Origin of the sequence: Streptomyces niger, from assembly GCF_000718305.1 — a bacterium.
GTDB lineage: Bacteria > Actinomycetota > Actinomycetes > Streptomycetales > Streptomycetaceae > Streptomyces > Streptomyces niger.
Genome location: NZ_JOFQ01000007.1, coordinates 245,566 through 259,480, shown reverse-complemented (window position 1 = coordinate 259,480; position 13,915 = coordinate 245,566). Strand labels below are relative to the sequence as shown.

Genomic DNA, 13,915 nt, shown 5'->3' with positions numbered 1-13,915 from the left:
GTCAGCCGCGGGTGAAGACCGCGACGGTACGCGCCGGCACGGTGAAGGTGCCGGTCCCGCGGTCGTACGCGGCGGTCCGCACCACCGGGTCGGCGCCGCGGGCCTGGACCGGGTGCAGGGTGTACGGCGTCCCGGCCGCGGCCGGGACGGTCTGCCGCTGCCGCTCCGGGGTGGCGTTGAGGACCACGACCAGCCGGCCGAGCCGCATGGTGATCACTCCGGGCGTCTCGTCGGCCCCGGACAGCGGGAAGGACAGCGCCCGCTGCACCTCATCGGTGGTGGCCAGGCCGAAGTCCGGTTCGGTGGCGCGGATGCGGGTGAGGTCCCGGTACGCGGCGGAGGCGGCGGTGATCGCGTCGCAGCCGGGGCGCAGCGCGGGGTCGGCGAGCAGCGGCCGGGCGTAGGGCCACTTGTCCTTGTTGTCGGCGGCGGGCGGCAGGCCGCGGCCGAAGCCGTTGCCGTCGGCGCAGTTCCAGTGCAGCGCGTTGAACCAGTCGCCGCTGTCGAAGGAGTTGCGGTCCAGCGACTTGGAGCGGAGCAGGTCGCTGCCGGCCTGGGAGAGCGCCGGGCCCTGGGAGAGGGTGGCGGTGGCCATCGCGAGCACCTGCATGCGGGCCCGGTCGGCGGCCTTCGTGCCCTGCGGGAGCTTGTAGGCCAGGGCGTCGTAGAGGGTCTCGTTGTCGTGGGCGTCGGCGTAGGCCAGCGCGTCGCCGGGGGCCGCCGCGTAACCGGCGGGGGCGCCGTTGTAGTCGACCTGGGAGCCCTTGACGGTGCGGCCCGCGGTGTCGGTGAAGGTGTAGTCGGCGAGGCCGCCGGTCAGGCCGACCTTGATCAGGTCCTGGTAGTGCAGCAGGCGGGCCTTCTGCTCGTCCCGGGTGCCGTTGGCGGGCGAGGAGTTGGGGTCGGTGTAGAGGCCGGAGGCGAAGCCCTGGACGCGCGGGTCGGCGTCGAAGGGGCCGCCGCCGCGGATCGCGTCGCGGGACCGGTCGTCGAAGGTGGCGATGGAGGTACCGGCCATGTTCTTCTGCGTCGCCTGCACGAAGCGGGCGTCGTCGGCCACCTCGCCGAAGTTCCAGCCTTCGCCGTAGAGGACGATCGACTTGCCGTCCACGCCGTCCTTCGCCGGCGTCAGCGCGTCCAGGGCCTTGCGTACGGCGAGGATGTTGGCCTTGGGGTGGTGGCCCATGAGGTCGAACCGGAAACCGTCGACCTTGTACTGCTTGGCCCAGGTGACGATCGAGTCGACGACGAGCTTGCCCATCATGGTGTGTTCGGGCGCGGTGTTGCTGCAGCAGGTGGAGGTGGCGACGGTGCCGTCGTCCAGGAGCCGGTGGTAGTAGCCGGGGACGATGCGGTCCAGCACGGACTTGGGGTCCTGGCCGCCGGCGACGGTGTGGTTGTAGACGACGTCCATGACGGTGCGCAGCCCGGCCCCGTTCAGCCCCTGCACCATCCGGCGGAACTCGACGGTGCGGGCGGTGCCGTCCGGGTCGGAGGCGTACGAGCCCTCGGGCACGGTGTAGTGCAGCGGGTCGTAGCCCCAGTTGAAGGCGTCCTTCGCGGCCGTCCTCGCGACGCACTCCTGCTGCTTCTCGGAGTCCGGCGGGTAGGCGGCGAGGTCGCAGTCCGGTTCGGCCTGGTCGGCGCGCTTCTCGGGGACGGTCCCGAGGTCGAAGGCGGGCAGCAGGTGGACGTGGGTGGTGCCGGTACGGGCCAGGGCGCGCAGGTGCTTCATGCCGGCGGAGGACCGGTCGGTGAAGGCGAGGTACTGTCCCGGGTGCTTCGAGGTGCGGTCCGCGATCGAGAAGTCGCGGACGTGCAGTTCCTGGATGCGGGCGTCGCGCAGCGGGACGGCGGCGGGCTTCGTCAGCCGGTTCCAGCCGCGGGGCGCGAGACGGGGGTCGGCGAGGTCGGTGACCAGGCTGTACGCGGAGTCGGCGGTGAGGCCGGTGGCGTAGGGGTCGGTGACCTTGTTGGTGACGGTCCGCCCGGCGGCGGGCGCGAAGACGGTGACGGCGTAGCGGTACGGCTTGCCGGTCCAGTCGCGCTCGCCGTGCACCGACCACACCCCGGTCCGGTCGTCACGGGTCATCGGCACCGTACGGCCGGCCAGTTCCAGGGCGACGGTACGGGCGGTGGGCGCCCAGACGGCGAGGGTGGGACGGCCGTGGTCGAAGACGGGGCCGAGCCGCTCTTTGGAGGCGGCGGCGCCGTAGAGGTCGTCCAGGACGCCGGGGATCTGCACGCCGGTGGTCTCGCGCAGGGAGCCGTCGGCGGCCCGGCGGGTGGCGACGAGCCGGTCGCGCAGGGCCGTGGCGGCCTCTCCACGGTCACCGGCGTCGACGGTGAAGGCGGGGAAGTCCTTCAGGTGCGGGTACTTGGCGCGCTCGGCCGGGGTGAGGGCGCCGGGGGTCAGGCGCAGCCGCCGGTCGCCGTCGGGGCCGGCTTCGAGCTGGAGGGTGCCGCCGGCCGGGTCGGGCGCGCCCTTCCAGACGACGGTGTCCCGGTCGATCCACTGGGCTTCGGCCTTGGTGGGGTAGGGCTGTTCGGCCGCCGTCGCGGGGCCGGCGCCGGGCAGGGCGGCGGCCGCCGCGGCGCAGAGCGCCGCGGCGATCGCGGTGACGGTTCGGCGGAGGGTGCCGGTCACGTCAGGGGTCTCCTTCACGGGGTCAGCCGCAGCTGCGGGCGCCGGTGTGCAGGGCGAGGGCGGTGTTCGGGGCGAGGGTGGCGGTGAACCGCCCCGACCCGTCGACCGTGACGGTCCGGCCGCTCTGGATGTCGCAGTAGTTCCCGGCGGGCAGCGAGCTCTGGAACGTACGGCTCAGGTCCGAGCCCTCGTGGTTGATCGCGACGTACGCCTTGGCGCCGCGCCCGAAGGCGATGGCGTCGTTGCCGTTGTCCCACCAGTTGGTGACGGCGGTGCCGGCGGCGGTGTTGCGGAGGGCCACCATGGACTTGATCTCGGGCCACTTGTGCTGGCACTTCCAGCCGTCCTGCCAGCAGGCGTCGACCGTGCCGCCGTTGGGCGGTCCCGCGTCGTTGTCGGAGAACTCGTAGCCGGAGTGCACGTCCGGGGAGCCGTAGGGCCAGGCCAGCATGAAGACGTTGGCGAGGGTGTAGTCGGCGCCGTTCTTGTAGTTGAGCGTGGAGCCGTTGCGCTCGGTGTCCCAGTTGTCGACGAAGACGCCGGACTTCCCGCTCGCCATGTACCCCCAGCCCTCGCCGAAGTTCTTGAGGTAGGCCAGCTTCTCGTTCTGGAAGACCCGCTTGAGGTCGCGGCCGTAGCGGAACTCCTGCACGTCGCCGTTGCCGAGGTACTCGCTCGGTGAGACCGCCTCGCCCGCGCCGTAGATGGCCTCCTGCTTCCAGTACACGCCGGGGTTGCTCAACTGCCCCTTGATGGCGGCCAGGTCCTCGGCGGGCATGTGCTTGGCAGCGTCGATGCGGAAGCCGTCCACGCCGAGCGAGAGCAGGTCGTTGAGGTACTGCGCGATGCGGGAGCGGACATAGGGCTCGCCGGTGTCCAGGTCGGCCATGCCGACCAGCTCGCAGTGCTGCACGTTCCAGCGGTCCTGGTAGTTGCTGACCTGCGCGGTGCAGTCGTCCGCATCCTGCGGCTGGTAGATGCCGGGGTAGGTGTACTTGGAGTACGAGGAGCCGCCGGTGCCGGTGCCGGACCCGGACGTCATGTGGTTGATGACGGCGTCCGCGACGACCTTCACGCCGGCCGCATGACAGGTGTCGACCATGTTCTTGAAGGCCGTGCGGTCGCCGAGCCGCCCAGCGATCTTGTAACTGACGGGCTGGTACGAGGTCCACCACTGGCCGCCCTGAATGTGCTCGGTGGCCGGGGAGACCTCGACGTAGCCGTAACCGGCCGGGCCGAGGGTGTCCTTGCACTCGCGCGCCACGGAGTCGTAGCGCCACTCGAAGAGTTCGGCGGTGACGTCCTTGGTGCCGGGCGGCGCCGCCTGGGCAGGGACGGCGAGGGCCGTCGCGGTGAGCGCGAGGGCCGCGGCCGCACAGCCACGGGCCAGGGGTCTGCGGCGGACCGGCAAACTGCGATGGGGCATGGGTTCCTCCTGAGGGGGATGGAAGGCCTTGCCCGGCAACGCGCCATGCCCGTAAGGCCGCTGCAGTTGTAGCCCCGTACACCCAGATGTTGCAAGACCTTACGCAAGCCATTGCAACGGTGTTACCGTCAACCCCGCAAGCTCCGGTCCGGCCGGCCGGGGGCCCGCTGTCACGCGGGCCCCACGCGCCCGGCCGGCCGGGCCGGTTCCCTCGGCACCGGCCCCGTGGAGCCCCGCACCACCAGCTCCGGCTGGAAGACGAACTCCGTGTGCTGCACGGGATTGCCCTGGATCTCCTCGATCAGCGCGCCGACCGCGGCCGTCGCCATCGCATGTACGGGCTGGCGCACGGTGGTCAGCGGCGGATCGGCGAAGGCGATCAGCTGCGAGTCGTCGAACCCGACCACCGACAGCTGGCCCGGCACGGCGAGCCCGCGCTGCCGGGCCGCCCGTACGACGCCCAGCGCCATCAGGTCGCTGCCGCACACCACCCCTGTGCAGCCGGCGTCCAGCAGCGCCGCGGCGGCCGCGTGGCCGCCCTCGACGCTGAACAGCGTGTGCTGGACGAGCCGTTCGGCCTCCCCCTCCGCCAGGCCGAACAGCTCGCCCATGACCGCGGTGAACCCCTCCGCCTTGCGCCGGGACGGCACGTACCGGGCCGGCCCGACGGCCAGCCCGATCCGCGTATGCCCCAGCGCGGCGAGGTGGGTGACGGCCATCCGCGCGGCGGCCCGGTCGTCGGGCGAGACGAACGGCGCCTGCACGTGCGCGTTGTAGCCGTTGATCAGGACGTACGGCACGCCGCGCGCGGTGAGGCGGGTGTAGCGGGACGGGTCGGCGCCGGTGTCCGCGTGCAGCCCGGACAGGAAGACGATGCCGGTGACGCCCCGCGCCTCCAGCTGCTCGACCAGCTCGTCCTCCGTCGCGCCGCCCGGCATCTGCGTGCAGAGCACGGGCGTGTAGCCGTGCCCGGCCAGCGCCTGCTCGATGATCTGCGCGAACGCCGGGAAGATCGGGTTGGTCAGCTCCGGGATGACCAGCCCGACCAGACCCGCGCTGCGCCGCCGCAGCCGCACCGGACGCTCGTACCCGAGCACGTCCAGTGCGGCCAGCACCCGCTGCCGGGTGGCCCCGGCCACCCCGCTCCGCCCGTTGAGCACCCGGCTCACGGTGGCCTCGCTGACGTCGGCCTGTGCGGCGATGTCCGAGAGCCTCGGGGGCTGGGTCACTCGGTCCACCACACCGCCGTGTCGGCGGCCAGTTCGTAGGTGTCCGCGCTGCCCGGGATCTCCTGGGGCAGCACGCCGCTGGACAGCAGCGGGCGGCCGGGCACGGTGAGCCGTACGGGCTCGGCCGTGGTGTTCACGGCGCAGGTGAAGCCGCCCGCGCGGCGGAAGTGGAGCACGCCCTCGGGCGCGGGGAGCCACTCCACCGCGTCGCCCGCGCCGAGCGCCGGGTGCTCCCGGCGGATCCGGAGCGCGGTGCGGTACAGCTCCAGCGTGGAGTCCGGGTCGCCGGTCTGCGCCGCGACGCTCAGCTCCGCCCACTCCGCCGGCTGCGGCAGCCAGCTGCCGCCGGCCCCGAAGCCGTACGGGGCTGCCGTGCCGGACCACGGGATCGGCACCCGGCAGCCGTCGCGCAGGCCGTCCTGCCCGTTCTCCTTGAAGAAGGACGGGTCCTGGCGGACCTCGTCGGGCAGGTCGGTGACCTCCGGCAGGCCCAGCTCCTCGCCCTGGTAGACGTAGGCGGAGCCGGGCAGCGCGAGCATCAGCAGCGCCGCGGCGCGGGCGCGCGGCAGGCCGCCGCCGAGCCGGGTGCGGTGCCGGACCACGTCGTGGTTGGAGAGCACCCAGGTGGTCGGCGCGCCGACCGGCCGCATGGCGTCCAGCGACTCGTCGATGGCCCTGCGCAGCTCGGCGGCGTCCCAGCCGGTGTTCAGGTAGTGGAAGTTGAAGGCCTGGTGCAGCTCGTCGGGGCGCAGGTAGAGCGCGGTACGGTCGGCGCTGGGCGTCCACGCCTCGGCGACCGCGATCCGCTCCCCCGCGTACTCCTCCAGGACCTGGCGCCAGGAGCGGTAGATCTCGTGCACGCCGTCCTGGTCGAAGAAGGGCAGCTGCTGGGTGCCGAGCAGCTTGAGCTGTTCGCCGTGGCCCATGTCGGGCAGCCCCTCGGCCTTGACCAGGCCGTGCGCCACGTCGACGCGGAAGCCGTCGACGCCGAGGTCCAGCCAGAAGCGCAGGACGGAGCGGAACTCGTCGCGGACGGCGGGGTGGTCCCAGTGGAAGTCGGGCTGCTCGGGCGCGAAGAGGTGGAGGTACCACTCGCCGTCCGGGAGCCGGGTCCAGGCCGGGCCGCCGAAGATGGACTCCCAGTCGTTGGGCGGCTCCTCGCCGTTCTCGCCGCGGCCCTTGCGGAAGTGGAAGCGGTCGCGGAGCGTCGAGCCGGGCCCTTCGGCCACCGCGCGGCGGAACCATTCGTGCTGGTCCGAGCAGTGGTTGGGAACGATGTCGACGATGATGCGCAGGCCCAGGCGGTGGGCCTCGCGGATCACGGCCTCGGCGTCGGCGAGGGTGCCGAACATCGGGTCGATGGCACGGTAGTCGGCGACGTCGTAGCCCGCGTCGGCCTGCGGCGAGGCGTAGAAGGGGCTGAGCCAGACGGCGTCGACGCCCAGCTCCTTGAGGTGTGGCAGCCGCTCGCGGATGCCGGCCAGGTCCCCCATGCCGTCACCGTTGCCGTCGGCGAAGCTGCGCGGGTACACCTGGTAGATCACCGCGTCGCGCCACCAGCCGGTGGCGGGCGCTGCGGCGGGGGCGGTAGAGGTGACAGAAGTACCGTCGGTCTGCTGGGTCATGTCATCCCTTGGTCGTGGTCAGCCCTTGGTCGTACCGGCGGTCAGTCCGGCGACGAGGTGGCGTTGGGCGAAGGCGAAGACGAGTGCGGCGGGTACCGCGACGATCACGGCGGCGGCGGTCATCGATCCCCAGTCGTTGTTGTACTGACTGACGAAGGTCTGCAGGCCGCCGGCGAGGGTCATGTTCTGGTCGCCGGTCATGAAGGCCGACGCGTAGGCGACCTCGGCCCAGGCGGTGACGAAGGTGTAGAAGCCGGTCACGGCGAGCCCTGGGCGGGCCAGCGGCAGGACGAGCCGCCAGAAGGTGCCGAACGGGTTGAGCCCGTCGACCCGGCCGGACTCGTCGATCTCCACCGGGATGGTGTCGAAGAAGCCCTTCATCATCCAGGCGCAGAACGGCACGGCGATGGTGAGGTAGGTGACGACCAGGCCGGCCGGCTGGTTGAGCAGGCCCAGCCCCGCCAGCAGGTTGTAGAGCGGCACGATCAGCACGGCCACCGGGAACATCTGGGTGATCAGCAGCAGCCACATCAGCGGGCGCATGCCCGGGAAGCGGAAGCGGCTGACGGCGTAGCCGGTGGTCGCGGCGAGGAAGACGCCGAGCACGGTGGTCACGCCGACGACCACCACGGAGTTCCCGAACCAGGTCAGGAACGAGGTCTCGGCCAGTACGTGGGTGTAGTTGCCGAGGGTGAAGTGGGTGACCGGCGCGGTGGTGAAGGCGTCGTTCTTCGGCTTGAAGGAGGTCACCAGCAGCCACAGCGGCGGGAAGACCGCGACGACGGAGGCGACGATCAGGGTGGTGTGCAGCCCGACGGAGGCCAGCGGGCTTCTCTTCTTGTCGCGCATGGTCACCACACCTCGCCCTGCTTGCGCAGACTGCGCCGGTAGACGACCGCGACGGCCGAGAGCAGCAGCAGGATCAGCACGCCCCAGGCTGCCGACTCCGAGAAGTTGCGCGGGCTGTCGACGAAGGAGAGCCGGTAGGCGTACGTCACGAGGATCTCGGTGGCGTCGCCGGGCCCGCCCCGCGTCAGCAGGAAGATCACCGGGAACATGTTGAAGGTCCAGATCGTGCTGAGCAGGATCACCGTGCTGGACACGGAGCGCAGGGACGGCACGGTGATGTGCCGGAACCGCTGCCAGGCGGTGGCGCCGTCCATCTCGGCGGCCTCGTACAGCTCGCCCGGGATGGACTGCAGTCCGCCGAGGAGCGCGACGAGCATGAAGGGCACGCCGAGCCAGACGTTGACGGCGATGACGGAGAGCTTCGCCCAGGTCGGGTCGTTGAGCCACGGGATCGCGTCGATGCCGCCGCCCTGGAGGAGCTTGTTGAGCAGGCCGTGCTTCTCGTTGTAGAGCAGCCGCCAGGTGAAGACGGAGATGAAGGCCGGGATCGCCCAGGGCAGGATCAGCGCGAGGCGGTAGAAGGTGCGGCCCTTGAGCTTGCGGTTGAGCAGGTTGGCGAGGGTGAGGCCGAGCGTGAAGGTGATCCCGACGCAGGCGACGGTCCACACCACGGTCCAGCCCAGTCGGCTCCAGAAGACGTTGTCGCCGAGCACCGCCGTGTAGTTGTCCAGGCCGACGAACTTGTACGTCGCCGGGATGTGGTTCATGCCGATGTCGCGGGCGACATTGGCCTCGGTGGCGTCGGTGAGCGACAGGTACAGCCCGCGGACCAGCGGATAGCCGATGATCACCGCGATGACGAGCACCACCGGGGCGACCATGGTCCAGGCGTACCAGTGGGTGCTCAGGGCACGGCGCACCCGGCCGGGCGGCGCGGTGCGCGCCGCCCGGTCGTCACGGCTCTTGGGGGGAGCGAGCGTGGTCACTTGTAGTCCTTGAGCAGCTTCCGGTAGGCGTCACCGGTGGCCTTGGCGGCCTGGTCGGGGGTGGCGCTGCCGGTGAGGACCTTGTTCATCTGGACCTTGATCGGCTCGAAGAGGGAGTTGCCCTCGGCGATCCACGGGCGCTCGACGGCCTTCTCGACGGCGGGCCGGAAGAACTTCACCATCGTGTTGTCCTTGACCGACGGCACGTCGTAGACGGACGTGCGGGTCGGCAGCAGGCTCAGCTTCTCGGTGGTCTGCTGCTGGACCTTGGCGGAGCTCATGTACTTCACGAACTCGTAGGAGGCGTCGAGGTTCTTGGACCCGGCGTAGACGGAGAGGTTCCAGCCGCCCTGCGGGGCGCCCTGGGCCTTGCTGCCGCCGGGCACCGGGGCGACGCCGAGGTTGGCCTTGTCCTTGAACTCCTTGCCGGCCAGCGCGCCCTCGATGTCCCAGGGTCCGTCGATCGCCATCGCGACGTCGCCGTCCTTGAGGGCCTTGAGCTGGTTCTCCTGGCCGTCGGTGGCGTCGGTGACGGCGGCCTTGGAGTCCACCAGGTCCTTGATCGTCGCGAAGGCCTTGACGCCGGCCGGGTCGTCGATGGCCACCTGCTTGGTCTTGGTGTCGACCATGTCGCCGCCCTCGCCGTAGAGGTAGGGCAGGAACCAGTACGGGTCGTCGCCGCGCAGGTAGAGCGCGGTGGCGCCGGTCTTCGACTTGATCTTCTTGGCGGCGGCCTTGAGGTCGTCGAAGGTCTTCGGGACCTCGACGCCGGCCTCCTTCAGCAGCTTCTTGTTGTAGAAGAGGCCCAGGGTGTCCATCACCTGGGGCGCGGCGTAGGTCTTGCCCTTGAAGCGGGTGGAGCCGGCCGCCTGCTCGACGAAGTCCTCGTTCTTGTCCAGCGCGGGGGTGTTGTCCAGCGGCGCGAGGTAGCCGAGGTTGGCGAAGTCGGCGACCCAGGCGACCTCGGTACGCATCACGTCGGGGGCCCCGGAGTTGCCGCCCGCCGCGTTCTTGAACTTGGCGTTGGCCTCGCCGAAGGGCACGTTCACGTACTGGACGTCGACCTTGGGGTGGGCCTTCTCGAAGCCCTCGGCGAGCTGCTTGTACGTCGCCTTCTCCGCGTCGTTGGAGGTGTCCCAGAAGGTGACGGTGCCCGACAGCTCACCTCCGCTCTTCTGCTCGCCACCGCCGTCGCCGCCGCACGCGGTCGCCGTCAGTGCCAGACCCGCGAACAGCGCGGTGGCCGCTATGCCACGTCGCATGTGAACTCCTTCTGCAAAACGCCGAGATACGCACGAGCTACGCAGGGAAACGCCCGAGTGGGCGTCAGGAACGTAACAGCGGCGAAAAGAAACCGAAAGAGCTTGCGGCAAATTTCTGCAAGCACACCGGAAGATGTTGCAGCCCGGTTACCAAGACCCGTCACCCCGGGGACCGCCCGGGCGTTGATCTTCCTGTAGCCCGATCGACCGAAGGACGGCCGATGACCGATGAGCTGACCTTTCCCTCGCCCGCCGCCCCGCCGGCCCCCGACCGCCCCGGCACGGGCTGGTGGCGCGAGGCCGTCATCTACCAGATCTACGTGCGCTCCTTCGGGGACGGCGACGGCGACGGCATCGGGGACCTCCCCGGCGCCCGCGCCCGCCTGCCCTACGTGAAGGAGCTGGGTGCCGACGCGGTCTGGCTGACGCCGTTCTACGCGTCACCGCAGGCCGACGGCGGATACGACGTCGCGGACCACCGCGCCGTCGACCCGCTGTTCGGCACCCTCGACGACGCCCAGGCGTTCCTGGACACCGCCCACGAACTGGGCCTGCGCGTCATCGTCGACATCGTCCCGAACCACACCTCCGACCAGCACCCGTGGTTCCGCGACCCCGACCTCGCCCGCGCGCGATACGTCTTCCGGCCCGGACGCGGCACCCACGGCGAGCTGCCACCGAACGACTGGGAGTCGGTCTTCGGCGGCCCGGCCTGGACCCGCACCGAGCGCGGCGACTGGTACCTCCACCTCTTCGCGCCCGAGCAGCCGGACCTGGACTGGGACCGCCCCGAGGTGCACGACGAGTTCGACGCGATCCTGCGGTTCTGGCTGGACCGCGGCGTCGACGGCTTCCGCATCGACGTGGCGCACGGCATGGTCAAGGCCGCGGGCCTGCCCGACGTCGGCCGCCGGCAGCAGGCCCGCCTCATCGGCACCGATGTGCTGCCCTTCTTCGACCAGGACGGCGTGCACGAGATCCACCGCCGCTGGCGCCGGCTGCTGGACGCCTACTCGCGCGACCACCGGCCCGGGACACTGCCGGCCGAGCGGATCGCCGTCGCCGAGGCCTGGGCCCCCGACGCCCGCCGACTGGCCCGGTACGTACGCCCCGACGAGCTGCACCAGGCGTTCAACTTCCACTTCCTGCAGGCGGAGTGGGACGCGGCGGCGCTCCGCGCCGTCATCGACGACTCGCTGGCCGCCACGGCGCTGGTCGGCGCGCCCACCACCTGGGTGCTCTCCAACCACGACGTGGTCCGCCACACCACCCGGCTCGGCAGCCGGGACCGGGCCCGCGCCGCCACCCTCCTCATGCTGGCGCTCCCCGGCTCCGCCTACCTCTACCAGGGCGAGGAGCTCGGCCTGCCCGAGGTCACCGAAATCCCCGACGCGGTCCGCCAGGACCCGGCGTTCTTCCGCGGCGACGGCCAGGACGGCTTCCGCGACGGCTGCCGGGTGCCGCTCCCCTGGTCCGGCACGGCGGCGCCGTACGGCTTCGGATCCGGCGGGAGCTGGCTGCCGCAGCCGGCGAGCTGGGCGGAGCTGAGCGTCGAGGCACAGACCGGCGACCCGGCCGCCACCCTGGAGATGTACCGCTCCGCACTCGCCTGGCGACGGGCCCTGCCCGGCCTCGGGGACGGCCGGATGACGTGGCTGGACGCGCCGGACGGCGTGCTCGCGCTGCGCCGGCACGGATTCCTGTGCGTACTGAACACCCGTACCCGGCCGGTGGAGGTGACGGCCGAGGGCGAACTGCTGCTCGCCAGCGCGCCGCTCCGCGCGGCGGACGGCCGGGTGTGCCTGCCCGGCGAATCCTGCGCGTGGTGGGCAAGCCGGATCCCGACCGGTAAGGTCGCTGTCCATGACCGCGCGCCTGGCTGACATCGCAGTACAGGCGGGTGTCAGCGAGGCCACCGTCAGCCGGGTGCTCAACGGCAAACCCGGCGTCTCCGCCACCACCCGCCAGTCCGTACTCGCCGCACTGGACGTCCTGGGCTACGAGCGCCCGGTACGTCTGCGGCAGCGCAGTGCCGGGCTGGTCGGGCTCATCACGCCCGAGCTGGAGAACCCGATCTTCCCGGCGTTCGCGCAGGTCATCGGCCAGGCCCTGACCCGCCAGGGGTACACCCCGGTGCTCGCGACGCAGACGCCCGGCGGCTCGACCGAGGACGAGCTGACCGAGATGCTGGTGGACCGCGGGGTGGCCGGCATCATCTTCGTCTCCGGGCTGCACGCCGACACCACGGCCGACATGGGGCGGTACGAGGCGCTGCGCGGTCAGGGCGTGCCGTTCGTCCTGATCAACGGCTTCTCCGACAAGGTGCAGGCGCCCTTCATCTCGCCGGACGACGGGGTGGCGATCTCCCTCGCGGTCACCCACCTCGTGGCACTCGGCCACGAACGCATCGGCCTCGCGGTCGGCCCGCGCCGCTTCGTGCCCGTGCAGCGGAAGATCGAGGGCTTCGTGCGCAGCATGCGCGAGCAGCTCGGCATGGGCCCGGCCGAGGCCGGCGAGCTCGTGCAGCACTCCCTCTACACCCTCGAAGGCGGGCAGGCCGCGGCCGGCGCACTGCTGGAGCGCGGCTGCACGGCGGTGGTGTGCGCGAGCGACATGATGGCGCTCGGCGCGATCCGGGCGGCCCGGCAGCGCGGCCTGAGGGTGCCCGACGACGTCTCGGTGGTGGGGTACGACGACTCCCCGCTGATCGCGTTCACCGATCCGCCGCTGACCACCATCCGGCAGCCGGTGCAGGCCATGGGGCAGGCGGCGGTGCGGGCCCTGTTGGAGGAGGTCGGGGCCGACCTGCCGGAGGGACCGCAGGAGTCCTCGCGGGCGCCGCTGCGGAGCGAGTTCGTCTTCCATCCGGAATTGGTGGTGCGGGGTTCGACGGCCTCGGCGCGGCGTGCCGACCCCGACGCGGGGCGGGGTATAGCCTCCCCCTCCAGGGCGAGAGGGGCTGTCCAGGACCCGACTACGGGATGATCCGCTCTATCCCGGTTTCTGGCAAACTGTCGCACTATGGGTGATGCCAAGGCGAGGATTCTGGAAGGCCGGAGAAGCGCACCGCCGCCCCCATCGCAGCGCACCGTACCGGCGCGCGAGCGGGTGGCCGCGGCCCGGGTGCGCGGCGCGGCCAGACCTCGACTCTGGTTCGAGATCCTGCTGATCGCGGTCAGCTACTGGACGTACTCCCTGATCCGCAACGCCGTGCCCGAGCAGAAGGCCGAGGCGCTGAGAAACGCCGACTGGGTGTGGCGCATCGAGCACAGCATCGGCATCGCCGTCGAGCAGACCGTCAACCACGCGATGAACGCCGTGACGTGGCTGATCGTGGCGATGAACTACTACTACGCCACGCTGCACTTCATCGTCACCGTCGGCGTCCTGGTCTGGCTCTACCGCCGGCATCCCGGCCGCTACGCCGCCGCCCGGCTGGTCCTCTTCCTCACCACCGCGGTCGCCCTGCTCGGCTACTACTTCTTCCCCCTCGCGCCGCCCCGCCTGATGCCGGGCGGCGATTTCATCGACACCGTGCTGGTGCACGACACGTGGGGCTCGATGGCCTCGGGCAACCTGGCCAGCATGTCCAACCAGTACGCGGCGATGCCGTCGATGCACATCGGCTGGTCCCTGTGGTGCGGCATCACCATCGCGTTGCTGGCCCGGGCCCGCTGGGCGCGGGTGCTGGGCGTCCTGTACCCGGTGCTGACCCTGGTGGTGATCATCTCCACCGCCAACCACTTCTGGCTGGACGCGGTGGGCGGCGTGCTCTGCCTGGCCTTCGCGTTCACGGTCGCCCGCCTCTGGTACGGCGCCTCGCTCTCCCGGCTGCCCCGGCCGGGCCCGGCCCCGACCCGTCCGTCGGAACCGAGCCCGTCGGGCGCCTGA

General features: G+C 71.4%; 9 protein-coding genes and 1 pseudogene. 3 read left to right on the top strand and 7 right to left on the bottom strand.

Features of this window, described 5'->3' with window-relative positions:
- Position 1: 1 nt before the first annotated feature.
- The 7 genes and pseudogenes from pulA to IF20_RS15420 form a co-directional block, all read right to left on the bottom strand.
- A pseudogene (gene pulA / locus IF20_RS15450) lies at positions 2–2,563 on the bottom strand (pullulanase-type alpha-1,6-glucosidase); the annotation flags it as partial.
- 106 nt (positions 2,564–2,669) lie between these two features.
- A complete protein-coding gene (locus tag IF20_RS15445; RefSeq protein ID WP_052865731.1) occupies positions 2,670–4,073 on the bottom strand; it encodes an alpha-amylase in 1,404 nt (467 codons plus the stop codon).
- Positions 4,074–4,243: 170 nt separating this feature from the next.
- Entirely contained in the window at positions 4,244–5,302 is a 1,059-nt protein-coding gene (locus tag IF20_RS15440) for a LacI family DNA-binding transcriptional regulator (RefSeq protein ID WP_052865730.1), read from the bottom strand.
- Positions 5,299–6,927, bottom strand: coding sequence for a glycoside hydrolase family 13 protein (locus tag IF20_RS15435; RefSeq protein WP_052865729.1), 1,629 nt, complete (start codon positions 6,925–6,927; stop codon positions 5,299–5,301). The genes IF20_RS15440 and IF20_RS15435 overlap by 4 nt, the downstream gene beginning before the upstream one ends.
- Positions 6,928–6,945: 18 nt before the next feature.
- Complete coding sequence (locus tag IF20_RS15430; RefSeq protein ID WP_199896613.1) at positions 6,946–7,776, bottom strand: sugar ABC transporter permease; 831 nt, start codon at positions 7,774–7,776, stop codon at positions 6,946–6,948.
- Positions 7,777–7,778: 2 nt separating this feature from the next.
- Positions 7,779–8,657: a carbohydrate ABC transporter permease gene (locus tag IF20_RS15425; protein WP_052865941.1), complete on the bottom strand. Its 879-nt coding sequence runs from the start codon at positions 8,655–8,657 to the stop codon at positions 7,779–7,781.
- Between the two features lie 101 nt (positions 8,658–8,758).
- Positions 8,759–10,024: an extracellular solute-binding protein gene (locus tag IF20_RS15420; protein ID WP_052865727.1), complete on the bottom strand. Its 1,266-nt coding sequence runs from the start codon at positions 10,022–10,024 to the stop codon at positions 8,759–8,761.
- A 221-nt stretch (positions 10,025–10,245) separates the two neighbouring features.
- Here IF20_RS15420 and IF20_RS15415 point away from each other — a divergent pair, with 221 nt between their 5' ends.
- The 3 genes from IF20_RS15415 to IF20_RS15405 are packed head-to-tail and all read left to right on the top strand — an operon-like array spanning position 10,246 to position 13,915.
- A complete protein-coding gene (locus IF20_RS15415; RefSeq protein WP_052865726.1) occupies positions 10,246–11,907 on the top strand; it encodes a glycoside hydrolase family 13 protein in 1,662 nt (553 codons plus the stop codon).
- The gene (locus tag IF20_RS15410) at positions 11,888–13,009 is read left to right on the top strand and encodes a LacI family DNA-binding transcriptional regulator (protein ID WP_052865725.1); all 1,122 of its coding nucleotides are present in this window, start codon (positions 11,888–11,890) and stop codon (positions 13,007–13,009) included. Before IF20_RS15415 ends, IF20_RS15410 begins: the two co-directional genes overlap by 20 nt.
- Positions 13,010–13,045: 36 nt before the next feature.
- Entirely contained in the window at positions 13,046–13,915 is an 870-nt protein-coding gene (locus IF20_RS15405; protein ID WP_110944189.1) for a phosphatase PAP2 family protein, read from the top strand.

Bases quoted from the DNA above. Each gene is read 5' to 3' on its own strand.
- IF20_RS15420 (WP_052865727.1), bottom strand. From the start codon at position 10,024: ATGCGACGTGGCATAGCGGCCACCGCGCTGTTCGCGGGTCTGGCACTG.
- IF20_RS15405 (WP_110944189.1), top strand. From the start codon at position 13,046: ATGGGTGATGCCAAGGCGAGGATTCTGGAAGGCCGGAGAAGCGCACCG.
- IF20_RS15445 (WP_052865731.1), bottom strand. From the start codon at position 4,073: ATGCCCCATCGCAGTTTGCCGGTCCGCCGCAGACCCCTGGCCCGTGGC.
- IF20_RS15425 (WP_052865941.1), bottom strand. From the start codon at position 8,657: ATGGTCGCCCCGGTGGTGCTCGTCATCGCGGTGATCATCGGCTATCCG.
- IF20_RS15430 (WP_199896613.1), bottom strand. From the start codon at position 7,776: ATGCGCGACAAGAAGAGAAGCCCGCTGGCCTCCGTCGGGCTGCACACC.
- IF20_RS15435 (WP_052865729.1), bottom strand. From the start codon at position 6,927: ATGACCCAGCAGACCGACGGTACTTCTGTCACCTCTACCGCCCCCGCC.
- IF20_RS15415 (WP_052865726.1), top strand. From the start codon at position 10,246: ATGACCGATGAGCTGACCTTTCCCTCGCCCGCCGCCCCGCCGGCCCCC.
- IF20_RS15410 (WP_052865725.1), top strand. From the start codon at position 11,888: ATGACCGCGCGCCTGGCTGACATCGCAGTACAGGCGGGTGTCAGCGAG.